Source organism: Ruegeria sp. F12, assembly GCF_056533885.1.
Genome location: NZ_JBQFOV010000018.1, coordinates 1 through 23,652, shown reverse-complemented (window position 1 = coordinate 23,652; position 23,652 = coordinate 1). Strand labels below are relative to the sequence as shown.

The window sequence follows — 23,652 nt, the reverse complement described above, 5'->3', positions numbered from 1 at the left end:
ATTTTTTAAAGTCAATAATTCTGACCTATTCTCACCTCAAGGCCGCGACATTCTTGTACCCGCCTGCATTCCATGGTCATATGAATTGACCAATTTCAGCGACGACATCCCTATGCCCTTCCAAAAAGTTCAGACCGAGAAGCTCTCAATCGCAGTGGTACGGCAGATCGAGCTGCTGATCCTGCGCGGCATTCTACGCCCCGGCGAACGCTTGCCCGCTGAACGTGAACTCGCCGAGCGGTTGGGCGTGTCGCGCCCATCCTTGCGCGAGGCGATTTCGGAGCTTCAGGAGCAAGGTCTTTTGGCCGCCAAGGCCGGATCCGGGATCTATGTGGCCGAGGTGTTGGGCTCTGCCTTTTCACCCGCCCTGATCCGCCTTTTTGGCAGTCATCCAGAAGCAGTTTTCGATTATCTCTCATTCCGTCGGGACATGGAGGGCTTGGCGGCTGAGCGTGCAGCGAGAATGGGATCAGAAAGCGACCTGAAAGTGGTCCAAACGATCTTTGAAAAGATGGAGGCCGCCCATGCCCGCAACGCTCCGAAAGATGAGGCCAATCTGGACGCGCAATTCCACATGGCCATTATCGAGGCGAGCCATAACGTCGTAATGCTGCATATGATGCGGTCGATGTTCGACCTGTTGCGCCAAGGCGTCTTTTACAACCGTCAAATGATGTTCAATCAACGCACAACCCGAGAAGCCATCTTGGATCAGCACCGTGCAATCAATACCGCGCTACAGGCGCGCGACCCGGAAGGCGCCCGCGAGGCTGTTCAGAAACACCTGAACTTCGTTCAACAATGCACACAAGATCACCAAAAGGCTTTACGGAACGAAGAAATCGCGCGGCAACGACTGGATCATGAAACGCGTTGATCTGACATGATGGACCGCCTGAATGTCAGCGAGGTTCAAAGCTTCCGAATAGCTCGTTCACACCGGTGTCTCCAAAGGCTCAAGTGCTTCAACGGTTTAGGATCGTAGTCGATCAGTCCGGGAAAGGTGCTGTCAGCTTCCGACCGGCTCCGCAGTATGGTGGGCGCGGCCACAATGGATTTCGTAACTGCGTCCGCGCTGTCTGCTTTCTGCTTTTCAGCGGCTATCACAGCTAGCATTTCTGCATGATAGGCGTCCATGGCCTCTGAGCGCTGGCCTTTGCGGAACCGAAACGCACCGATCTTGTCGTGAACTGCTATTAGTTCGGCGCAGCGCGAAAACCGCAGCCAAAGCTCACCATCGACAGCCAAGGACAGGCGCTCGTCAAGCTGTCCACCGGCTTTATCCCATAAGCTGCGCCGCCAGAACGTCGATTCCTGCTGCACCCATTGATAGTCGCCCGCAAGAAGCCGCTGGTACGAAATCGGCCTTGGGCGTCGAGAGGCCAGAACATGCCCCGTTTCATCTATCGTCGTGAGCTTGCCCGTCACCCAATCCAACTTTGGTTTTAGCGCAAAAAGAGACCCAACAAGCCCCAGCCCCCCTGACATCAGGACATCATCGGAATTTATCCACCCCATCACCTCGCCAGTGGCGCGTGAAAACCCTTTGTTGACAGCGTTGGCCTGCCCTGTATCCGGCTCGGATATGATATGTGCGAATGCCCCGCGATATCTTTCGACAATATCAAGCGACCCGTCTGTGCTGCCTCCATCCGACAAGATCAGCTCAAGATTAGGATAAGATTGGCTGACAATTGACGTAATGGTCTGCTCGAGAAAATCGGCGCAGTTCAGGTTTGGAATGACCAGACTTATCTTGGGCATTTTCGCCATGCATAATCCTTTTACCCAAGGCCGAGCTGCGTTGACGCAGCAACAGAGTTTCTGTCCGGTTGCATCAACACTGACAAGTTGATCATTGCAACAGCTTCTTTGGAATGCGCTTTCCGCTGCCGGGGCCCATATGCTCGGTTTGTGCCAAAGTCGTAAGACCGGGGTCAATGAAAAGACGCTTTCCCGCGTTGCGCAGCGAAAGATGCAGGGTTGTGTGCTCGCAGGTGACGTGGCCGGTCTCATCCCGTGGCCGGTACGTGGCACCATGCAAAGCTTCGGTCTTGTACAGGCCCAACCCACCAAACGCACTGTCCACTTCAATCATTGGCGTATCAGGCGGCATCGAGTATTGGCGACTATAAATGATTTTGCGCTGCATCCGTCGCCACCAGACACCGCGAAACATCCTGGGCCGCTTTAGCGCCGCAAGCTCTCGCCACGGGTCTTGTTCGCACCAGCCTGCGCATCGCAGCGCGTATAGGTCATAGTAGGCGGGCAATGAGTTGGCAAACACAGCATCCCACTGTGGCACCTGACGCACCGCCGCGTTCAACACCTGACTCGGATCCATCTGCGTGTTGGGTCCGTCCATATCAAGAACCAGGGTCAGTGGATGGATCGGACTGCTGGTTAGAAGGTGCTCAAGAACTGTATTTCTGGCTGCAGCAATACGCTCCACACGTTCTTCGAAGAGGCCGGCCATACTATCAAGAAAGAGTATATCAACACCCGCGCTCATAGCCGCGTAGTCTTGCAGGATATCATCGGTGTTGTCTGAATTATCGTTGGTCGCGATAATCACGCGACTGCTGTCTAGCTGCGCCCGTAGTTGTTCGATACGCAAGAGCGTTTCGGTCAGAGATTCTCCACCATTTCGAACGACGCCGAGAATGTTCATAAGAAGTCCAGCAATTCAGGCAAGAGGTCTTCTAAAACACTTTGACCCGAAAGCGAGCTTTCGGGTCAAAGTTCAAACTTTGTCCAGATTTCAGTGCAGCTTTTCGCCTACATCCGCGATGGCCGCGTCGATCAACTTGTTGGCCTGGGTAGCCGTCATCTGCTTGGCCAGAACCGCGTTTGCTGCAGAAACAGCAACAGTGATGGCTTGATCGCGCACTTCTTTCACGGCCGAAGCCTCAGCCGATGCGATCTGGTCTTGCGCAGCCGCCAGACGGCGAGCGATGGATTTCTCCAGATCGACCTTGGCTTGTTCCGCCGCCAGTACCGCGTCGTCCTTGGCCGCTGCCACGATGGCATCCGCCTGAGACTGCACTTCGCGCTGTTTACGCTCGTACGAGGCCAGCAGGCTGCGCGCTTCTTCATGCAGGGCACGGGCTTCGTCCAGTTCCGACTGGATGCCCTCGGCCCGCTTGTCCAGTGCGCCGCCGATCATGCCGGGCACCTTAAAGTAGAACAGAACCGCGATGAAGACGATGAAGCCCAACAGGACCACAAAGTCGGTATTGCCAAGCGAGAAGAACGGGCCACTTGCGGCCAGCGCGGGGCTGGCAGCGCCGAGGGTCAGGATAAGGGCAAGAGTATTCCGCATGTCACTTATCCTTTCATCTGCGCGTCAACGGCACCGTCGATGGCTTTGGCATCCGCCTCGCCGCCCAGTGCTGTAACCAATTCAGCTGCCGTATCCTTGGCAACCACTTGAATGCTTTCCAGCGCACCGGCACGGATTTCGGCAATTGCCTTTTCCGATTCAGCCGCCTTTGCAGCGATTTCCGCATCTGCCTTGGCAATCGCGTCATCCAGACCAGACTGGATTTCGGCGCGGGCTTCCGCTGCGATACGCTGTGCCTCAGAACGGGCATCGGCCAGCGCCTTGTTATAGGCCTCTTCGGCCTCGACCGCCTTGGCCTTCAGATCTTCGGCCGCAGCCAGGTCATTTGTAATGGTCCCCTGACGCTCAGCCAGGATTGCCGCGATGCGGGGCAGAGCCACGCGGGACAGGACCAGAAAGATGACGACCAGCGTGATGACCAGCCAGAAAATCTGGTTGGGGAACCAATCAAAGCAGAGCTGCGGCATCCCGATGGCCGACCCATACGAGTCAACACAGGAGCCTGCTACTTCTTTGGCTAGGGGTTCAGTCGCCATGATGTCCTCCGTCGGAACGTTGTCTTTACAACAGGTGGGCCGCTATGGCTTGGACCCACCTGCGCGTAAGGATCAGGTTCCGCAGATTAGACGGCGAACATCAGCAGCAGCGAGACCAGGAATGCGAAGATCCCCAGGGCTTCTGCGAATGCGATACCGATGAACAGGGTTGCGGTCTGCGAAGCAGCCGCCGAAGGGTTGCGCAGGGCGCCGGCCAGGAAGTTGCCTGCAACGTTGCCCACCCCGATTGCGGCTGCGCCGGAACCGATTGCTGCCAGGCCTGCGCCGATGTGTGCGAGATCGCCTTCCATGATGTATCTCCTTACGAATTGGAAGTTTCGATGTTGGGTTATCGTTCCTGTGCTGGGTGCAATACCCAATCAGTGATGCGGATGCAGAGCGTCCTTAAGGTAAACACAGGTCAGAATGGTGAATACGTAGGCCTGGATAAAGGCCACCAAGACCTCGAGACCGTACATTGCGGTGATCGCCAGAACCGACACGGGCGAGATCACGGCAATCGCGGCAAAACCTGCGAACACCTTGATCACCGCGTGGCCCGCCATGACGTTACCGGCCAGACGAATGGAGTGGCTGACCGGACGCACAAAGTACGAGATCAGCTCGATGATCGCCAGGATCGGGCGCAGCGCCATGGGGGCGCTGGAGACCCAGAACAGGCTCAGGAAGCCCGCGCCGTTCTTGACAAAGCCCAGAATGGTGACGGTCAGGAAGACAGCCAGCGCCAGCGGGATGGTCACGGCGAAATGCGATGTGGTTGTGAACGAGGTCGGGATCAGGCCCAGGAAGTTCGCGGTCACGATGAACATGAACAGGGTCATGACATAGGGGAAGAACTTGACGCCTTCCTTGCCGCAGATGTCTTCCAGCATCTTGTAGATGAAGCCATAGGCCAGTTCGGCCACCGACTGCATCCGGGTCGGAACAATCGCGCGCTTCGAGGTCGGCACGATTAGCAGCAGAACAATCGCAACGATCGCAAAGAACAGCCACAGCGTCACGTTGGTAATGGTGAACATGCCCACTGCGCCGTCGCCGAACAACGGTTTGACGATGAACTGGTCCATCGGGTGGAATACCAGGCTGCTGCCTTCTGCTGCGGTGGTCTCGGTTGCCACGTTCAGTCCCTCTCGTCCTTCTCGGCAGCAGCCGCCGCCGTTTGTTTCTCTTGGACCTCTTTCGCGCTGCGGAGCATAACCTTCACGCCCGCGACAAGGCCCAGCAATGTGAACAGCACCAGAAAGATCGGGATCGTCCCGAACAGGCTGTCCAGCCCGTATCCGATGCCAAATCCGATCCCCAGACCGGATACCATTTCGATGACCATCCTCCAGGCAAGCTCGCCGCCGGATATGTCACTGTCTGCGCGTTTGGGGGGCTGCTTGGCCTTTTTCGCCGCGTCGATCTTGGCCTCCAGCTGCGCCATACGCTGCTTTTGGTCATCATCAGTCACGGGCGTTTCCCTCGCACAGTCTTGGGTAGGGTGCTAAGGCGATGCGGGCACAGAGTCAACGGTGTATAGGCCGCACTCAAAACTCACTTAACTATCAGATTTTTATTGCAAAAATCTTTCCACCGTCAGACCCAGAACGGGAGTGGGTTAAAGGTCCGGCACGGATACGCCTGAATCCGCATATTTAACCAAATGGTTGACCAAACCTTGACGCTGTGGTTCAGCGAAGACATGTCCAACGATCTCGACACAGTATTCGCAGCCCTCGCCGACCCGACCCGCCGCGCCATCCTTGCGATGTTGCTGGAGGACGATATGGCCGTGACCGACGTGGCCGAACCGTTCGAGATGTCGCTTGCGGCGATCTCGAAACACCTGGGGATCCTGACCAAGGCGGGATTGATCAGCCAGGAAAAACGGGGGCGGGTGAAATGGTGCAAACTGGAACCGGATGCCTTGCGGGCGGCTTCGGTATGGATGCAAGGCTTTGGGCAGTTCGAACCCGTCAATCTGGACGCGTTCGAACGGTTTCTGGAAGTCGAACTTCCCTCGGGCGAGGATTGAACTGCCTAACGGACAACAAAGACTGAAATTGAGGCGTGCGTTGCCAGATAGCCGGCATGGCTGGAAAAGATGTAGTCCATGATCCGTGGCGCATGCGTACCCACCACGATTAGGTCCGCACCAATCTCATCCGCTGCGCGCGTCAGGTCGCCATCCAATTCAGCACCGACATCGACCGAGTGGATGTTGCGAAAGTCAACTTCGGCTCCGCTCTTTTCAGCAAGTTGATCGGCAAAGTTGCGCAGATCTTCGTTGACCATCGCGTCAGGCTGCACGGGGTCACCGGGTTGAATTCCGGTGACGCTGACAACAGTAATCTTGGCGCTTTGCCACTTGGCGACCGCTGCGGCGACCTCGGCAGCTTTCTGAACCGTGGGCGGCAGGTGCAGATCAACTGGGAACATGATGTGGTCATACATAGTGAATTCCTCCTCTGCTCAAAGCATAGGGAAATTCGAATGTAACAACTTTGATCTGCCTCAAAGGGCACCGGCAGGCCTAGGCGCCCGGCTCAACACCTGTCACCACACCCGTCACATCCGCAAGGCACAGCCAAGGAGCAGATACCCCCTGAACATCTACCAAGGTGATCGAACCTGTCGCCTCAAACTGAGTGGGACGCGCAGAAATACCGCTTGCTCGTATGCCGGATTCCGCCGCGACCAGCGCCTCGCAACTGGCTTGCAGGTCGGCTTCGCTGATGACGCCGCTGGGGGGCTGCGGCGGCGTGCACGCAGTCAGTATCGCCATTGCAGCGAACGGGAAAAACGCTTTCATCAAGGTGCCTCTGATCTGACCTGTATCCGCTCTACAGTCTCATATCTTGTTCAAAGCACAACAGTCATTTGGTAACGAGCGCAGCCTCCTGCGTTTCTTCGGATTTCAGCAACAGAACCAGCGCGACAACGGTCAGCACGGCCCCTACCCCGACCAGCAAGGCGGGGGCTTTCTGGCCCAAAGCAATCTCCCACAAGATGACCCAACTTGGTACGAGATAGGTGTAGGCCATTACCTTGGCCGAGGGCAGACGCAGCGCCGAATATTGCACCAGCACGAAACTGGCTGCCGTGGCAAAGACAGACAGATACAGAATGACCAACCAGATGAACAAAGACAGGCTTGCCCAATCCGTCGCCGCTATGTCCTTCCAGCCGTATAGCGACAGCAAGAGGCAACCCGCGACCATAGTGCCGAAGGAAAAGACCACAGCAGGCTCACCCCGGTTCAGCTTTCGCACCATCGGCGTATAGATTGCGTGAGCGACACAACCCCAAAAGTAGATGATCTCGCCCCGGTCGACCTGAAACGCCATAAAGGCCTGCCAGTCGGCTCGGAAAATCACCCACAACGCTCCTGTTGCTCCGATAACCAGCGCCAGTGCCATACGTGGGGTCGTCACCTGCTGTAACAAGACCCAGCCCGCCAAGGCCGAAAGAACCGGGGTCAGCGTAAAGACCGCCGCAGCGCTAACCGGTGGTGCAGTTTTCAGACCGACGAACATCAATACGAAATAGGTGCCGAACAACCCGCCCAAAACAAGGTACCGCCACGGGGCCCGCGCAGCAGATCGGGGCACCCCGGTCGTGGCCAACGCAGCGGCACCAATCACCAGCGCTGCAATTGCGAACCGCGCCGCTGTAACCGCGACAGGCGAGATTTGGTTTGCGATCATTGCCCCAAGGGAAAAACTGCCAGCGACCAGTGCCGAGAATGTCAGCATGGCCAGATGGCCCCGTGCCTGTGGGCTCATGTTTGCCAATCCTTGGACTGCTCTTTCAGGTAGGACAGAAATGCCTGCACCTTGGTGGTGCGGTGCAAATCCACATGCGTTACCAGCCACAGATTGCCGAACCACTCGGGCAACGGTTCAATCACCTCGACAAGGTTTGGATCACGCGCAGCCTCCCACCTGGCCATAAAGCCGATCCCGGCACCGGACAGAACTGCCTCGCGTATGCAGAAATTATTCGTGCAGCGAAATGTGATCCGTTCGACGGGCACGGTTTCACGCAACCATTTTGAAAAAGGCGCCCGGCTGTTTTCATCATCCGTGCTGACGAAATAGTGGTTAGGGAAATCCTCAATCCCGGCGGGCCTTCCATGTTGCTCAAGATAGGAGGTGCTCGCGTACAGTCCGACCTCTTGCCGCATGAAGGGCTGCACCACGTTGTCCGGTTGATCCGGGGCCGAGCCCGCGCGGATAGCCACATGCGCCTCGCCATATTCCAGTCGGAACAAGCGATCCCCGGTCAGGTAGCGGACAATCAGATCGGGATGCAGTCTCTGGAATGCGCTCAGCACCGGGACGATCAACGGCGCCAGCGACGACAGTGACGTAACCACCAACTCGCCCGAAACGTCGTCACCACGCCCCTTCATCCGCCCCACCAACTGATTGAACTGATCTTCGGTCGCCTGCGCAACCCGCAAAAGATCCTCACCCGCTTCGGTCGGCGTGTAGCCCCGCGCGTGACGCTGAAACAACTTAACCCCCAACCGCGCTTCGATCGCATCAATATGACGGATCACCGTCGCATGATGCACGCCCAGCACGTCCGCCGCACCGCTAACCGTACCCATTCGCGCCACCTGATAGGCGGTTTTCACTTCGTCCCAGTTTTCCATTGCATCTTGCCTATTGTGCAAATTTCAACACTCAAATTGGGTGTAGCAAAATTTTGCACGGTGGCGAAGGGGCATGGTTTAGTGTTTTCTGATCGCAGGGCGTTTTTCTGGTCGGGATATTGACTATGTCGAATCCCGGATGGACCTTGCCCAAATCGCGCGGAAGCGGCGTTCTTCTTGACCAATGCATAAGGCCTGAAAGCTTAGTAAAAAAATTGCACTTGCAGAAGATCAGTGTAGATATCGTCTTTTTTGAAAGACCGAGTCAGCAACTGAATGTAAACCGCCCAGTCTTCACTAGCGTCAACCACGACCCACTGTTCTTCTGGTGGTGTTGGCGCGAACGTAAAAGGCCCCGGCGCTGTACGAGGCTAAACGTTAGATATTCGAACTGGAGTATTGGTAGTGGGTGCAGGATTTGGCCTTCATCAAACAGCTTTGCGTCAAGAAAGGCGAAGTCTTTGGCGCTGAGACAACCCAAGTGTCGAAAGTCTCCTAACGACCGATCGGCAACTGCTCTTCGCAATAAAGTAATCCAGCGCTCCAACAAATTCGAAACCGCACGTAAATTGCAAAAAACATGTCGCTGCAGTCCGAGGGTTCTTTGGCTCAGCTGCCAATTCTTTCGATCTGATTTGGCTCACTAAGTATTGGGCCAGCCAATAAGGACGTCACGCCGCTGACTTTGGATCAACGAATTACATGAACCGAACACCTTGCGTGATGCACGACTCTGTTCGCAGTGGAACCCAAGAATATGTCCTCAAAACCAGGCTTGTGCGATGCCAAGACGATGCAATCTGCATCGCACTCGTTTGCAAAGTCGACAATGGCCCTGCCCGCTTGCCCAGAGATGAGCCGAGCCTTCGCGCCTGGAATTTCAGAGGCAGTCTGATGCAGGTTTTCCAAGATTTCATGCCGTGTATTTTCGAGTACTTCGCTGGGAATCTGAGATCCCACATAAGCGGGAATTGGCTCTTGAACGTGTACCACGGTAAAAACAGCGTCTGCATCGGCCAATTGGCGCGCGGCTGCAAAGGACGCTTGTGTGTCGTGTTCTTGGTCCAGAGCAACCGGGATCAGGATGTTCTTGTACATTTGACCTCCTATCTACTGCTCCGATGATTTCAGTTTGGTTTTTCGGCAGCACGAACCCTAAACAGGTTCGGACTTTGAAGATTTCCCGGCGCTCTTTGTAGCGGCTGCAACGTCATCAACTGTTTTCTCAACAGCTGCAACTTCGGTTTCAGTGACATAAGATGCACAGCGGGACACAGTTTCGAACCATTCCTGCGCGTCAGCAACCAACCGCTCAGCCGAATGGCGCTGCCATTCCGTCATACTCTGAAGCGCTTTCGTTGGATCGGACGGGTTCGCGGAAGACACTTTGCGTGCAGCTTGTAGAGCCGTCCGAACCGCCTCATGACGCCGTTCGAACCAATGCTGCGCAAAGGCCTCTGTTTCTTCGAGCAATTTTTCTTGCGCGTCCCAAAATTGTTCGATCTGGGCGCCAAAGGCCGGATTGCCAGACATGGGCGGCTGCATTTGCTTGAAAACATCCACAAGTGAGGTCGGGCTATATGTGCTAGATTTCTTTGTCGGCATCGAAAGTTCCTCCTCATTTCCTGAATGAGCTATTGTGCCATCTGCGGCGCGCTTTCGCCTTAATACAAATCAATATCCCCCATTTTTTTAGGATCTTCGGCTTGGGCTGCGACGGGACATTGGCATTCTCTCCGACACCGGTTCCTAGCAGGCCGTGTTGGAGTTAGAGTAGTCTAGACAAGAACTTAACGCTTGGTTTTCTATGCATATTGCCGGCTTTTTGATTACCCTTGGCATCCTCTTCCTTGCCGGATTGGCGGCCGACCAACTTGGCCGGGCCACGCATCTTCCTCGTGTTACAACCTTACTTTTCCTCGGTCTGGTCGCCGGGAACGCCGGAATGGGTTTGATCCCACTCGACATTGCAATGTGGTTCGACGAAATTTCTATTGTGGCCTTGACGATGGTCGCGTTTCTTCTTGGAGGTTCTTTGACCCGCGAGAACCTGGCCCGGCATGGCCGAGCCATCCTGACGATTTCTATTTCAATCGTGGTTGCAACCCTTGTTATTGTGTCTGCTGGATTGACCGCAATCGGCGTACCCTTCGGGCTGGCATTGGTGTTGGCGGCAATTGCTACGGCTACAGCTCCGGCTGCCATGACAGACGTGATCAAACAATCTAGGGTATCCAACAGCTTTACCGAGACATTAAAGGGCGTCGTCGCAATTGATGACGCTTGGGGTCTGATCGTTTTCAGCATCGCCTTGGTTCTGGCCGGTCATTCGGATGGTTGGGCCACCGTCGCGACCACCGCGATGTGGGATTTCGGAGGGGCGATACTGTTGGGTTTCGCACTAGGCGTGCCATCCGCTTACCTGACCGGCCGCTTGAAACCGGGAGAGCCAATGCAGGCAGAAGCAGTGGGCATAGTCTTTCTGACAGCGGGCCTCGCGCTTTGGCTGGAGGTCTCATTCTTGGTAGCAGGCATGGTTGCGGGCGCAGTGATCGGGAATCTTGCCCGCCATCACGACCGTGCTTTTCACGAGATCGAGCACATTCAGTGGCCATTCATGATCCTGTTCTTTCTGTTGGCGGGTGCCACGTTGGATATTGAAGCCTTTGGCTTAATGGGCTGGGCTGGTGCACTTTTCCTGATCTTGCGCGCCGTAGCCCGCCTTGTCGGAGGTTACTGCGGAGCGAGACTTGGCGGCCTGCCTAGCCGTCAGGCCGGTTGGTTTGGTCCCGCTTTGTTACCACAGGCCGGTGTCGCGGTCGGAATGGCCCTTGTCGCCGGAGAGCAATTTCCGAATTGGGCCGCGTCGATCATGGCCTTTACCCTGGCCAGTACAGTTGCCTTCGAGGTGTTGGGGCCGCCTTTGACACTTATGTCAATCAGACGAACGGCTGACACGGATGAACCGATTGGTCCGTGACTATTCAGACTGGATCGATTCAAGAAAGGCGAGCAAATTCGCCAACGGCAAACCTACCATCATTGGTTGCCCACTAGGCAAAGCCACCGCAATTTGTTGGTCTGTCTCAAACACCGCACCAAAGATTGGCATTTCGCCGCCATGAGCGAGCAATTGTAAACGGCCATCAATCTGTTCAGCTATGCGATCTATCGGAAACACACCGCCGTTCTCACCAGCCAATTTGGTAAGGTCAGGTGTTCGAATAGCCAGCATTTCGGCCATTGGCCCGTCTCCGGTTGCTTCGAAACCGTGACATTGCCAGCAATACGTTCGGTACAATTCACTTCCTTCGCTGACGCTGACCTCCTGCGCTTGTGCAGGCCCCGTGGCGAACAGTGCCAGTAAAATCCCTCGATACGACCGCATATTCTCCTCCAAATCGCTGCCACAAATGATGATCCTATTAGACAGCACAGTTACGGAACGTCTTTGACCTTGCTCATGTTGCACGCGCCGAGTCTAATCCAGGCCAGCCGCGATCTACGCCATTTCTTCGTTGACCTCACCACTATCGCGCCCTGACGGCACTCCTTCCAGTGCGTTCATGTGCCAGCGAATTCGCCAGAGGTGATAAGACACACGATGCAACCATCTGAGAGCATCCAGCCGAGCCCACACCACATCGTCCGGTAGACTGTCAGTTGCAGCGTCGGAGATGAGCAGGTCTCTGCGAAGTTTCCTCTGTCGTCGCAAAAAACGGCGAACGCGGTTCAGCGTGTTTTCGCACTGCACTGGATTGTCGATCTCCAAATAGCTACCAGTTGCTGCAATCAACACCGAAGCAAGCCGCTTCAAACGCTGGTCTTTTGGTAACTCGCTTATCCGATCATCTTGCCTACACCGGTAAAGCAGTCGGTCAAGATGGTCGAGGACATGGTACATACCCTTGATGCTGGATATCTCTGCGTCGGACCTGCTGGGCAGTTCAATCTTGTCTAGGTACGAGCGCGCTTCCGATACAGCAGTCTGAATGCTGTCCCGTCCATAATCGGGTCCGCTTGGCTGAGATGCCCCGATACATGACCGAAGGTGCGCCACTTCGGCCCTTACAATTTGTTCGACTGCAACTTTTGCTGCGCCCACAGCTATTTCTGGCATCCCGAGGACGAGAGGATCCAAAGATCTCGTCAACTCAGCCCCTTTGTTGGGTACGAGGGCCTCGACAAATCTGGCGAAGGGTTTCGCGAATGGCAGGATCAGCGCCACGCCTATGGCGTTGAAGAAGCTATGGAAAGCGACAAGCGCAGTCAGAGAGCTTCCAGCCCCCGACCCGCTTACAAAGACTGCAGTAAACGGCCCCAGCAGGAAAAATGCCAGTGCCCCTGTCATCACATTGTAGATCACATGAGCAAAACCGGTGCGGCGCGCCATCGTCCCACCGCCAAAGGTTGCCAAAACAGCGGTGAAAGTTGTCCCCACGTCCATTCCAATGACCAGAGCCGCCGCTTGGGGGAAGTTCACAGCACCGGCGCTCAACGCAGCTAACGCCGTTGCAACGCCAGCACTCGAAGACTGCGTCACCATCGTGATGAGGACGCCGATCAGTACAAGCTTCAACCTGCCCAGCAGTGTGTCTGGTGGAAAATCGGCAGGAGTAACTACGCCCTGAAATGCGTCCAACCCGGATTTGAGTTGTTCGATCCCAATGAAAATCAGACTGAACCCGGCCAATGCCAACCCAAGGCCGGAAACCGCTTTTCTTCCTGAAAGCGCCAGCAAAGCCCCAAAAAAAACAACTGGCAACATCACTTGCCCCAGGTCCAGCTTGAACCCCAAGAGCGCGACGAGCCAACCTGTCATGGTCGTTCCGATATTGGCCCCAAAGATGATCCCAAGCGCTTGGGGAAACGTGAGCAGACCAGACGCGACAAATCCAACGGCCGCAACGGTGGTCGCACTGGAAGACTGGATTGCAGCTGTCGTGACTGCGCCTGTTACAGCCCCGGTAAACGGTGTCGACGTGAACCGGCCCAGAATATCTCGCAATTTCGCCCCTGCCAAAGTCTTCAAACCGTCGGTCATCAACAGCATGCCGACAAGGAACAGGCCGATGCCGCCTAAGGCCGGTAACAGGTTCCAGAACATCACGAATTGCTTTCCACCCTAAATCTCAAACCGCCTAACGTGTTTGCTTTGCCTTTAAGTCCGACGGCAAACGACAGGTGGTTTGCACTCAGCCTCGCAGACCCGCCCCCCCGAGTTGGTTGACATAGATCAAAGCACCAAAATGAATCACATAGTGAAATACGAATGTTTTAACGTGTCTACGTTCACCGACCTGTCCCCAAGCAAACACAAAGGTGAACGGAATTTTGTCGGAGCAGAAGCTCCACCCAAGGGGGCTCGGCAGGAGTGGTGGCGAGCCCCCAGTTAATCGATCGGTGCCCAACGCGCCCAGACATTGAAACACAAGGCCTTCGATGCAGCATTGACCATCGGATTAATCCGTTCCGCTAATCGCGGACGAAAACGAGAAGGACGCCACTGGCGATGTTCTGAATCGGCAGTTGTTGGAATCACTTATGAACTCTGTTGATCCAAACGAACAGAAACTCAGACGGGCTCTTACTACCCCGTTGCTCACGCTTTATGGACTTGGCGTAACGGTCGGAGCGGGTATTTACGTTTTAGTCGGTGCAACAGCAGACATTGCCGGACCGTTTGCGGCCTTGTCGTTCGTCGTAGCCGCGCTCGTCGTATCACTCACTGCGCTTTCCTATGCAGAACTCGCAACTCGATTTCCTGTGAGCGCAGGTGAAGCGGCCTATGTTGAAGCGGGATTTCAGAAAAGATGGATGGCAGTATTCGTTGGGCTTGCGGTGGCAGCCTCGGGCGTTATCTCCGCCTCTGCCGTTGCAATTGGCGCAGCATCATACCTTCATGCTTTGACCGGTTTTACGATCCCTGTTTTGACCGTCAGCGTCGTTTTGGTCATGGGTCTAATCGCGCTTTGGGGGATCACCGAGTCAGTCTTTGTTGCGGCTGTCATCACGATCATCGAGATCGCAGGTCTTCTCTTTGTGATCGGCTGGGGCATGTCGATTCAGGATCCGCAGGGATACGGGGTAAGTTCGATGCTTCCCCCGCTGGAACTCGACGCGTGGAGAGGTATTTTCGCGGCATCGCTTCTCGCCTTCTTTGCATTTGTTGGCTTCGAGGACATGGCCAATGTCGCGGAAGAGGTGAAAGACCCAGTGCACACCATCCCAAAAGCGATTTTGCTAACGCTCGTTCTGGCAACCGTGTTGTATCTGGGAACTTCAATGACGGTCCTACTTGTTGTTCCGATTGATGTTCTTTCGACGTCCGCAGCACCTCTCGCGCTTGTGTTCTCAAACGCCCCTGAGATGATTAAACAGGGCTTTTCCGCGGTCGCGATTGTAGCGACGGTCAATGGCGTACTGATCCAGATGATTATGGCCTCGCGGGTGATCTACGGACTCGCTGACCGTGACCATCTGCCGAAGGTTCTGGCGATTGTCCCGAAAGCAACGCAGACACCAGTTGTCGCTACTTTGCTGGTCGTCGCGATCATCGTACTGCTGACCCAAACTATGCCGATTGGTACTCTGGCAGAGCGCACATCCCAGATCGTTCTGGGCGTCTTTGTGCTCGTCAACATTTCTCTGATCCTGCTGAAGATGCGGCCGGACGAGGCTGTCAAGCACTTCCGCGTTCCTCTTGTGGTACCGATACTTGGAGTGATCACCAGTGCATTGCTTTTCGGATCTGGATTTCTCTAACTAAATACATCGACCCAAAGGCTTCCAAGAGCTACCACGGCATATGACGACCGACCAAACTTCCATAAGATCAAAACTCTCGGGCTGGTGGCATAGAACCTTTGTGGATCTGGTTCAGCAGCTGCAATGGTCCTATTTGCCGCCATTAATGGTCTATTTCGCGGCCGGCGTGTCCGGCCTGACCTCGGTCGTCGGCGCTTTTTTCCTAAAAGACTATCTCGATTTATCCGCCTCTTTCGTTGCAGGACTGGCATTTTGGGCCGGCATCCCTTGGATCCTCAAAATGCCGCTTGGTCATGTCGTGGACCTGTTTTGGCGCTGGAAGTCCCTGCTGATCCTGTTTGGCGCATCCCTGATCACGTTGTCTTTGCTCACAATGTACGGTCTCGTGACCGCGCCTGCCGTGATGTCCAATTTCATGCCACTGGAAGACTGGTATGTCCTAGCCCTGCTGCTGGCGCCTTCAGGCTATGCCATTCAAGACGTAGTTGCGGATGCCATGACGGTCGAAGCGGTCCCCAAGTTTAACCAGCACGGCCTCCCGTTTACGCCTGAAGAAACCCGTGCACAGCACACGACAATGCAAACCTTGGGCAGAGTTTCGATCATTTCCGGGTTTGCGGCGGTTGCGGCTGTGAACATCTGGATTTTCTCTGGAACTGAAGGTCTGCAAAAATCCGAGCGCCTTGCGCTTTATGGCCAAGTGTACCTGATAGCTCTGGCCATCCCGGTGTTGTCGGTCAGCGGGGTCGTTCTTCACAGCTTGATCCAGCGTCAACTTGCCAGGCGGGGTCATCCGCCCCACACACCGGATGAAGTCACAGAAGTCAAATGGTCCATTTTGCTGGGTGGCTTTGCATTCGTTTTGCTTAGCATCGTGCTGGGGACCGCAGATTTCGAATTTGCGCAAGAGACTGTTTTTGCAGTTTCTTTGACGGTAATTCTGTACCTGATGTCGCGTCTGCTGAAGGAGCTGGAACCAGCCCAAGCCAAGGCCCTGATCGGGACAGCAACAATCATTTTTGTTTTCCGTGCCATGCCGCTACCAGGACCAGGCCTGACTTGGTTTGAAATCGATGAACTTAGGTTCGATGAACAGTTCCTGGCAATCCTGGCACTATTAACTTCGCTGCTGGCACTATTGGGGTTGATCGTTCTCCGGCCATTTATGGCCAATCGCTCCATTGCACATGTGGTGGTACTGTTGACGATCGCCGCAGGCATACTCGCCCTGCCCAACCTCGCCCTATATTACGGCGTGCATGAATGGACGGCAGCGCGTACCAGCGGAGTTGTCGATGCAAGGTTCATTGCCATTCTCGACACCGCTGTTGAGTCCCCGCTCGGGCAGATCGCCATGGTCCCGATGTTGGCCTGGATCGCCCGCAATGCACCCGTTCAGTTGAAAGCCACTTTTTTTGCAGTGATGGCATCGTTTACCAACATGGCATTGTCGGCCAGCAGCCTCAGCACCAAGTATCTCAACCAGACATTTGTCGTCACACGCGCTGTTACCAACCCTGAGACCAGTGAGATCACATCAACCGCGGACTACAGTCAACTTGGATACCTGCTGATCTGCGTGGCACTGATCTCAGTGATCGTTCCACTCGCTACAGTGTTTTTTGTTCAAATCTCGCGTTTTCGAACGAGCGAATGATCACTGACTTTCCACCTCTTCCAGCAGAGCTCTGAGGTGTGAGACCGGGACGCCGATGTTGGAACCACCGAACTCGGGCAGGATCGCAGCATTGATGGCAACGACCTCACCACGCCGGTTCAATACCGGTCCTCCGCTCCCACCGGTCGTGGTCTCAGCGTCATAAACGATGGCGCTCTCACTTGTCCGCGCGACGATCCCACGGCTTGCTAGCGGATGAATCTTGCCTTGTGTGGAAAGCCGGGACGCGATCGACCAAAAGTTCAACGTCCCGTCTGCCTCCAATCCCTCTAAAAAGCCGGGACCAGCCTGCGCGATCAATGCTTTCAAACCCGTTGGGTATCCCAACAGATAAAGCTCTTCACCTACGCGCGACGTGGCATCCGCTAACGGAATTCCGAGGTCCTGAACGCGGCTTGGCTCAACTTCCAAAATCGCCAAGTCTGCCGCTTCGCTGAACCGAAGCAGCCGCGCCTCTATTGGTTCCGTCTGATCAGGCAAATAGGCCAGCAGCCTCAACATCTCTGGCTCAAGACCCGCGTCTCTCAGCGCCTTCTCTCGGTCTCCTGATGTCCACGGCAACGCAACATGACGGTTGGTGGCCATCAACGGTACCCCAGCAATCAAAAATCCTGTTCCGGTGAACTGAAATTCTGCAGGTTCGCCGGTCCCATCCGGTTCGATCCAAGGCTGGCCAAACGGGGTTTTAAGGTTTTCGCCGTCTGGCCCCACAACGTGCCGTAGAATCTTCCCGCTTTCAACGTGGCGCAGACCGTAAGCCCCCTGAAGGAAAGCGACAGATCGGGTAGAGGCAGCTATCACCCGCGTGGGCGCTCCTGCCTGTTGTTCCAAGGTTCCAAGACGTTGTTCGGTCGTCACAAGCTGGTTCTTGAAAGCGTCACGCAACGAAGACAAGTCATCAGGTGTCAGCGCATCTTCCCGCGTCTGAGCGAGCATAACCGCGACCGCTTCGATCTTGCGGGATTCCTGTTCGATACTCTCCGCCAAGCGCCGGTCGTTTTGGTAAAGCAGGTACCCAAACCCCGCGATCACAAGAAGCGTTGCAAGAACCGTGATCCTGAACAGTACCGTGGTTTGAGACGCAAGCCGCCACCCACCGTCGCGCAGGGCACCAGACATCTTTTTGGCGAAGGGTCGACGGCTCGTTCGGGTATAAGCATATGCGTCGCTGAGGATATCCTCGACTGTATGGTGCGCGGGAAATGAGTGATCGCACAACCTGTACCGAGACATGGGGCCCTTTTCTCCGAACTCAATCATGTCACCATGATTAAGAGACGTCGAAGAAGTTTTTTGCCCGTTCACCCACAGATTGCGTCCCGCTGTAGCGGTTATCGTGTAACGATCGTCAGCCCACTGAAGGGTAGCTATATCGTTGTCATGAGGAGGCAGGTCCTCTTTAAGACGCAGGCTTAGCACCCTGCCTTCACTAACAGAGACAGTCAGGGCATTGTCGACAAGCCAGTTCACGTTTCCGCGCGATGGACCTGTAAGGCTCTCCAGAAAGGCCCGCACCTCGCCTTCACCACCATTCACTGAGGGTATCATGTCGCTCACTTTTGGTTTGCGCATTGTGGCCCCCTATCCAAACGCGTGAGGGCATTCTACCACGCAGCAACACCAAGCCCATGGTTTGACGCGAATGTAGAAAAAAGCTCATTTAAACAAGCACCTGCGATGTCTGCCCGGATTCAACCAAAAACAACTATCAGACCACAGTTCGAAGAAGGCCGATCCATGATCGGCCCTCTGCTTTGGCATTTTCAAGCACCGTATCGCGCCAACAGTCTGTCTATTTCGACGATACCTTGATCTTACGGCTTGGATCCTGAGGCTCACTCTTCGGCATTTGAATACGCAGAACACCCTTGTCGAATGTTGCTGAAACCTTGTCGACTTCCACAGTATCCGGCAGCGACATGGCTCTGGAAAAGCTGCCGTAGCTTCTTTCGCTGACACGCAGATCGCCCGTTTCGTCATGCGCAATCTTCTTCTGACCGCGCAGGATTAGCCTGCGATCCTTGATTTCAATTTCCACATCATCCTCTTCGAGCCCCGGCAATTCAGCCGTAAGGACTATCGCAGAATCCGTCTCTTGGACATCGATTGCCGGAGAAATCGCGCCTGTCATATCAAGAGACGGAAAACCCGTGCGTTGCGCAGCCGTTTCCATGGGTAGGAAAGGCGATCCTCCCCCAAAAAACCGCGACATCAGAGTTTCCATTTCACGTCGAAAATCGTCGGAGAGCGGATGCGTTCCAGTGAAAAGTTGCGGGGAATTTTTGTCTTCTAGCATTTTTTGAGCCTCCTCCTTTGGTCGGATTTCGCGCGCGCAATATTATGACAGGAAAAGCGGTCAATGACCTTGATCTTGCGCAAGCATGCAGCCTCAGCTTTAGCCAGATCGCACGTACCGACCGGACGAACAGAAACGGGAACAGTCGGCAAACATACTTGCCCTGTCTTGCTGCAATTCAGACCAATCTGAGTAGTCTTGATCGGAGCCCCATGTCAGCTTAGCGTTTATTCTGAATGAGCCCGGGTTGCTTACCTTTAGAAATTTGGAGCAAAGCCGTATGAAATGGCCTTATCTGGCGCTAATCTGCGTTTTGCTGATCTTGGCCCCCTTGGGGTTTTCCTGGTCTCTGGGATGGCAACCGCGATCATTTCATCAAGAGCTCGCGTCCGGGCTTGGAATGCTTGCTTTTTCAATAATACTAGTTGAGTTCTTGCTGTCTGGGCGGTTCAGGTTCATCTCTTCCGGTCTGGGTATGGATGTGACCATGCGGGTGCATCAGATGATGGCGCGTACAGCGCTTGGCTTCGCGCTAATACACCCGCTGCTGTACCAGGGTACGCCATCTGGCGGACGCCGCCCGTGGGATGAAACAAGTCAACTTACTATTTCGACCGACTTTTCTGCCCTGACGTCGGGCATCGGCGCATATTTTTTACTGTTCATTCTGGTCGCCTCGGCAATTGCCCGAAAATCCCTTGATTACAAGTACGAGACATGGCGCCTCTTGCACGGGCTGGGAGCCTTGGTGATTGCCTGCCTGCTGTTGCACCACACGGTCTATGCTGGGCGCTACGGTGGACATCCGCTAATGACGTTTCTCTGGCTTGCCCTGACCACTATTGCTGTAGGGACCTTGCTGTATGTCTATCTCGTTCACCCTTTGCGTCAGAGGAAAAGGCCGTGGCGCGTTACTTCTGTGTCTCGACTAACACCGAGGCAATGGGAGTTGCGCCTCAAGCCCGATGGTCACACCGGACTAACTTTCGAAGCAGGGCAGTTTGCTTGGCTAAATGTCGGCCACAGTGCTTTCTCGCTGCACGAAAACCCATTCTCGATTAGTTCAGCACCAGCTGAAGGCCCCGAAGTGTCCTTTGTGATTAAGGAACTTGGGGATTTCACATGCAGTCTCGGACAAATTGCTCCGTGCACCCCGGTCTATCTGGATGCCCCACACGGAAATTTGTCGATCAGCCACCGTTCTGAGAAAGGCATCGTTCTGATCGCAGGTGGTGTGGGTATCGCGCCGATGTTGAGCATCACGCGACAGGTACGGTTGAGTGATACACAGCGGGATCTCAAGCTTATCTATGGCAACCGCGTGGAGGAGCAGATTGTTTATCCTCGGGAGTTGTCCAAGGAAGAAACAGTATTTGTTCTATCCGAACCGCCAAAGGATTGGTCAGGAGAAACAGGTTTAATCGACGGTCCTCTGTTGGACCGCAATTTGTCTTCTGAACAATTTGAAAGCTGGCTTTTTGTTCTCTGCGGCCCGCCTGCCATGATGGACGCCGTCGAAGATCATCTGATCACGCGGGGCACTGCGCCCCATCGGATTTTGTCTGAAAGGTTCGACTATGATTAGATTGCTTAGAAACCTGCCCGCACGCCAACAGGTGAAATTCGCGGTGTGGTTTATCAACTTTGCAATCTTTGTCGCTGTCTTGGCCTTTTCCTTAAGGTAGCCAGACAGACCATTAGGCCTTGGCTAGCCTTGTAATTGCCAGCCGAAAAAAGGCAGATTTTCTTGCAGATGCATGCCGTTACGAATTTCCTTAAAAACAAGCTCTGCTTGGACAGACAGGACGCACCACAACTCTCCCAAGTAACGCCTTTGATGGAGATCAAGGGCAACACACACCACTTATTCATAATTGGAAATCTATTCGGACCGATTTATGGGAGGATCGGAATGACCGTACTCATCGCCTTCGCTACAGTCGAAGGTCAGACGGCAAAGATTGCGCGTTTCATCGGCGATATCGTGAAGGAAGCCGGCTTCAACACACGGCTGATCAATACTGACGAAATGCACGACCGCGTGTCGCTTGACGATGTGGCCAAGGTCATTCTCTTGGCTCCGGTCCACGAGCGTAGGCACCCCGAGTCCTTTGAGGCTTATGTCGCGTCAAATAGAGATGCCTTAATGAAACGAAAATCTCTCGTGCTTTCCGTCGGTCTAAAGGCAGCTTTTGCTTCAGGTCGAGAGGAAGCGCGCGACTATCTCAAAGAAATGCTTATGCGAACAGGATTGGAACCAAATGCGACGGCATTGATCGCAGGCGCGGTGAGGCCCGAAAGCTACGGATATTTTGAGAGGGAAATCCTAAAACACGTCGTCTTGATGGGTCGAAAAATCGATCCACGAGATGGAGCGCGGGAGTTTACTGATTGGGACGAATTAACGTCTATTGTGATAGATTTCCTTGGTGGAAACGGCCGGGCCAATCAGCATCAATCTCAAGCGACATCCTAGTAACAGCTGGCTACTCTCGTACTTACCAGAAAATCACAGTCGCCGGTTCACTTCATCAGTGTCCGAAAAGCACTGGCAATCCTGTCTGCTCCAACATTGCTTGCGTCGTTCCACCAAAGAGTGACTCACGCAGATGGGAATGCCCATATGCGCCCATAACAACGAGATCGGCCCCCAATTCTGTTGCGCGATCCTGAATGCAGTGTTCGATCGAGTCCCCACCACATGGAAACTGCGACGCGGTCACTTTGCAACCGTGATGACGGAGCCATCCAGCAACCTCAGTTCCGGGCTCTTCGCCTTCGACGTCATCAGACGACCGCAAATCAAAACACCCAACCACAACTTCCTTGGCCGCCAGAAAAAAGGGTAAAGCTAAATGCGCAGCCCTGGACGCAGGCAGGCTATCATTCCATGCCAAAACAATGCGTTCACGTTGGGCAAACGGGTCTCCATTGATCATCAGGGCGACCGGTGAATGGAACAATACTCCGTACGCGACCTTATGAAACAAATCGGGATCTTTTCGCAACTCAGCGTTGAGAAAGGCGATATCACAGCATTTGGCTTGGCCTGCCACAAGATGCTGTAACTCTGTTCCAGATCCAATAAAGGCGTTTACATTTGCCGATACACCCCGCGCGGCCAGAAGCGCTTCAACTTCGGTGGCGCGGGACTTCAAGGCAGCATTTCTTGCGTTAAGGACATCCAACCAGTTTGAAGGAAGACCCGCCTCAACGAACCTGTTTGATCCATACTTTAGGTAAGGCAATTTAGGTAAAGCTGCGATCACTACGCAATTCAAGTGAACGTTCTGGCTACGGGCAGTTTCCACGCATTCCAATATCGACGCGTCGTCAGCATCAACTCCTACAAAATATGCCACTGTTCTGCGTTGCATTCCCGGCCTCCGTCCGGAATTTCACTTCGTCCAAGACTCGTGTGCACTGACTAGGTCAACAAAGAGACAATGTTGTCGGTCGCGCTTCTTACTTCGGCAGCATGAAGAACTCTTCCAGCACAATCTTGCCTTCTGCCACTGAATACACAGCGATCTCGCGCAGGGTCATACGCTCTCCGGTAGCCTTCTGAATCACTTCAGCCCTGAAGCGCACTCCAAAACGGTTGGGCGGGTGGACATAAGGGCCATCCACGTCGAGTTCCTGGATTTCGTGCGAGGCCAACCAATCTTCTCTCTTCCCCTTGATGGCTTCTCGCCCCTTAGAAACGCGGAACTGCCTGACCGGAGGCACAACTGCCTCAATCGATTGAGCGTTTTCGGCATACATTTCATCAACACTTCCAAGGCCTCTGCGCTCACGCATGGACTGGACGAACGATCTTCCGATTTCAATTAACTCTTCCATGAATCTCCCCCTAGATTACCATTGACTGTACCACGTCTTCCCCGCGCTTATCTTGACAAGGATCAATGAGCGTATCTCCCTAACAGCCGGGCCCCGCTCGCAAACTCGGCACTTGTTCGCATAGGAAATCTATTCGCTGCAATGCCCTGGAAGACGCCGTTCTGGATTTGCTTCGTCAGAGTCTGATGCAGCCCGACGCAGTGGCAGCTTTTATCAAGTCCTTCAGCGAAGCCGCCAACGCGGAAGCAGGCACAGCGGAGGTAGCCCGGACCCGTCTACAGTCCGAGCGGGACAAAGCGGCGCGTAAACTGAATGGGTTTTAAGAGACAATCGCAGGGGGCATTCGCACCCCCGGAGATGCAAGCCAGGCTTGAAGAGCTCTTCCCGCGGGGGTGGTGTGAACGCGCCGCTCTCCGAGCCTGCGTTTTCACCGATGCGACTACACCCGAACCTGTCCGAACTCTATCGCTCCAATGTTGCTAGTCTTGCACATGCGTTATCGGACCCGTCGATCCTCACAGGAGC

Annotated in this window: 26 protein-coding genes; 7 read left to right on the top strand and 19 right to left on the bottom strand. The window is 54.7% G+C overall.

The features are described 5' to 3' along the window. Nucleotides 1-112 precede the first annotated feature (112 nt). A complete protein-coding gene (locus tag ACR0CA_RS18790; protein WP_170787321.1) occupies nt 113-877 on the top strand; it encodes an FCD domain-containing protein in 765 nt (254 codons plus the stop codon). Nucleotides 878-912: 35 nt separating this feature from the next. Here ACR0CA_RS18790 and ACR0CA_RS18785 read toward each other — a convergent pair whose 3' ends face one another. From ACR0CA_RS18785 to ACR0CA_RS18755, 7 genes are all read right to left on the bottom strand, one after another. Then, on the bottom strand, nt 913-1,764 hold the full coding sequence (locus ACR0CA_RS18785) for a glycosyltransferase family 2 protein (RefSeq protein WP_170775267.1): 852 nt from the start codon (nt 1,762-1,764) through the stop codon (nt 913-915). 91 nt (nt 1,765-1,855) lie between these two features. Then, complete coding sequence (locus ACR0CA_RS18780) at nt 1,856-2,671, bottom strand: hypothetical protein (protein WP_480900667.1); 816 nt, start codon at nt 2,669-2,671, stop codon at nt 1,856-1,858. 90 nt (nt 2,672-2,761) lie between these two features. Then, nucleotides 2,762-3,322, bottom strand: coding sequence for a F0F1 ATP synthase subunit B (locus ACR0CA_RS18775; RefSeq protein WP_480900665.1), 561 nt, complete (start codon nt 3,320-3,322; stop codon nt 2,762-2,764). A 5-nt stretch (nt 3,323-3,327) separates the two neighbouring features. Next, entirely contained in the window at nt 3,328-3,879 is a 552-nt protein-coding gene (locus ACR0CA_RS18770) for a F0F1 ATP synthase subunit B' (protein ID WP_480552668.1), read from the bottom strand. Between the two features lie 86 nt (nt 3,880-3,965). Then, entirely contained in the window at nt 3,966-4,190 is a 225-nt protein-coding gene (locus tag ACR0CA_RS18765) for a F0F1 ATP synthase subunit C (protein WP_005981269.1), read from the bottom strand. 69 nt (nt 4,191-4,259) lie between these two features. Continuing rightward, a complete protein-coding gene (locus ACR0CA_RS18760; protein ID WP_170356118.1) occupies nt 4,260-5,018 on the bottom strand; it encodes a F0F1 ATP synthase subunit A in 759 nt (252 codons plus the stop codon). A 2-nt stretch (nt 5,019-5,020) separates the two neighbouring features. Next, a complete protein-coding gene (locus tag ACR0CA_RS18755; protein WP_170787330.1) occupies nt 5,021-5,353 on the bottom strand; it encodes an AtpZ/AtpI family protein in 333 nt (110 codons plus the stop codon). A 231-nt stretch (nt 5,354-5,584) separates the two neighbouring features. Here ACR0CA_RS18755 and ACR0CA_RS18750 point away from each other — a divergent pair, with 231 nt between their 5' ends. Beyond that, entirely contained in the window at nt 5,585-5,917 is a 333-nt protein-coding gene (locus ACR0CA_RS18750; RefSeq protein ID WP_170787361.1) for an ArsR/SmtB family transcription factor, read from the top strand. 5 nt (nt 5,918-5,922) lie between these two features. On the opposite strand, the gene ACR0CA_RS18745 is transcribed toward ACR0CA_RS18750, so the two are convergent. The 6 genes from ACR0CA_RS18745 to ACR0CA_RS18720 form a co-directional block, all read right to left on the bottom strand. Next, the gene (locus ACR0CA_RS18745) at nt 5,923-6,336 is read right to left on the bottom strand and encodes a universal stress protein (RefSeq protein WP_170775255.1); all 414 of its coding nucleotides are present in this window, start codon (nt 6,334-6,336) and stop codon (nt 5,923-5,925) included. Nucleotides 6,337-6,415: 79 nt separating this feature from the next. Beyond that, a complete protein-coding gene (locus ACR0CA_RS18740; RefSeq protein ID WP_480900664.1) occupies nt 6,416-6,694 on the bottom strand; it encodes a hypothetical protein in 279 nt (92 codons plus the stop codon). A gap of 64 nt (nt 6,695-6,758) precedes the next feature. Then, nucleotides 6,759-7,667, bottom strand: coding sequence for a DMT family transporter (locus ACR0CA_RS18735; protein ID WP_170787336.1), 909 nt, complete (start codon nt 7,665-7,667; stop codon nt 6,759-6,761). Continuing rightward, nucleotides 7,664-8,542 carry a LysR family transcriptional regulator gene (locus tag ACR0CA_RS18730; protein WP_170787338.1) on the bottom strand — a complete coding sequence of 293 codons (879 nt, stop codon included), beginning with the start codon at nt 8,540-8,542 and terminating at the stop codon, nt 7,664-7,666. The genes ACR0CA_RS18735 and ACR0CA_RS18730 overlap by 4 nt, the downstream gene beginning before the upstream one ends. A gap of 690 nt (nt 8,543-9,232) precedes the next feature. Then, on the bottom strand, nt 9,233-9,640 hold the full coding sequence (locus ACR0CA_RS18725; RefSeq protein WP_480900663.1) for a universal stress protein: 408 nt from the start codon (nt 9,638-9,640) through the stop codon (nt 9,233-9,235). Nucleotides 9,641-9,697: 57 nt separating this feature from the next. Then, on the bottom strand, nt 9,698-10,147 hold the full coding sequence (locus tag ACR0CA_RS18720) for a phasin family protein (RefSeq protein ID WP_480900661.1): 450 nt from the start codon (nt 10,145-10,147) through the stop codon (nt 9,698-9,700). 202 nt (nt 10,148-10,349) lie between these two features. On the opposite strand from ACR0CA_RS18720, the gene ACR0CA_RS18715 reads away from it, so the two are divergent. After that, entirely contained in the window at nt 10,350-11,522 is a 1,173-nt protein-coding gene (locus ACR0CA_RS18715) for a cation:proton antiporter (protein ID WP_480900660.1), read from the top strand. Here the strand turns inward: ACR0CA_RS18715 and ACR0CA_RS18710 are convergent, their stop codons facing one another. Both ACR0CA_RS18710 and ACR0CA_RS18705 read right to left on the bottom strand, forming a co-directional pair. After that, nucleotides 11,523-11,930, bottom strand: a complete 408-nt coding sequence (locus ACR0CA_RS18710; protein WP_480900723.1) for a c-type cytochrome — start codon at nt 11,928-11,930, stop codon at nt 11,523-11,525. A 114-nt stretch (nt 11,931-12,044) separates the two neighbouring features. Beyond that, on the bottom strand, nt 12,045-13,649 hold the full coding sequence (locus tag ACR0CA_RS18705; protein WP_480900658.1) for a Na/Pi cotransporter family protein: 1,605 nt from the start codon (nt 13,647-13,649) through the stop codon (nt 12,045-12,047). A gap of 437 nt (nt 13,650-14,086) precedes the next feature. Between ACR0CA_RS18705 and ACR0CA_RS18700 the strand changes: the two genes are divergently transcribed. Both ACR0CA_RS18700 and ACR0CA_RS18695 read left to right on the top strand, forming a co-directional pair. Next, a complete protein-coding gene (locus tag ACR0CA_RS18700; RefSeq protein ID WP_480505683.1) occupies nt 14,087-15,307 on the top strand; it encodes an APC family permease in 1,221 nt (406 codons plus the stop codon). Between the two features lie 43 nt (nt 15,308-15,350). After that, nucleotides 15,351-16,967 carry an MFS transporter gene (locus ACR0CA_RS18695; RefSeq protein ID WP_480900656.1) on the top strand — a complete coding sequence of 539 codons (1,617 nt, stop codon included), beginning with the start codon at nt 15,351-15,353 and terminating at the stop codon, nt 16,965-16,967. Here ACR0CA_RS18695 and ACR0CA_RS18690 read toward each other — a convergent pair whose 3' ends face one another. Both ACR0CA_RS18690 and ACR0CA_RS18685 read right to left on the bottom strand, forming a co-directional pair. Beyond that, the gene (locus ACR0CA_RS18690) at nt 16,968-18,107 is read right to left on the bottom strand and encodes a S1 family peptidase (RefSeq protein WP_480900654.1); all 1,140 of its coding nucleotides are present in this window, start codon (nt 18,105-18,107) and stop codon (nt 16,968-16,970) included. It lies immediately after the preceding gene. Between the two features lie 673 nt (nt 18,108-18,780). After that, nucleotides 18,781-19,284, bottom strand: coding sequence for an Hsp20/alpha crystallin family protein (locus ACR0CA_RS18685; protein ID WP_480900652.1), 504 nt, complete (start codon nt 19,282-19,284; stop codon nt 18,781-18,783). 280 nt (nt 19,285-19,564) lie between these two features. Here ACR0CA_RS18685 and ACR0CA_RS18680 point away from each other — a divergent pair, with 280 nt between their 5' ends. Then, nucleotides 19,565-20,869, top strand: coding sequence for a ferredoxin reductase family protein (locus ACR0CA_RS18680; RefSeq protein WP_480900650.1), 1,305 nt, complete (start codon nt 19,565-19,567; stop codon nt 20,867-20,869). A gap of 327 nt (nt 20,870-21,196) precedes the next feature. Next, nucleotides 21,197-21,760: a flavodoxin domain-containing protein gene (locus tag ACR0CA_RS18675; protein ID WP_480900648.1), complete on the top strand. Its 564-nt coding sequence runs from the start codon at nt 21,197-21,199 to the stop codon at nt 21,758-21,760. A gap of 55 nt (nt 21,761-21,815) precedes the next feature. Here ACR0CA_RS18675 and ACR0CA_RS18670 read toward each other — a convergent pair whose 3' ends face one another. Further along, on the bottom strand, nt 21,816-22,661 hold the full coding sequence (locus ACR0CA_RS18670) for a universal stress protein (protein WP_480900646.1): 846 nt from the start codon (nt 22,659-22,661) through the stop codon (nt 21,816-21,818). 88 nt (nt 22,662-22,749) lie between these two features. Continuing rightward, nucleotides 22,750-23,127, bottom strand: coding sequence for a SnoaL-like domain-containing protein (locus tag ACR0CA_RS18665; RefSeq protein WP_480552690.1), 378 nt, complete (start codon nt 23,125-23,127; stop codon nt 22,750-22,752). Between the last annotated feature and the right edge of the window lie 525 nt (nt 23,128-23,652).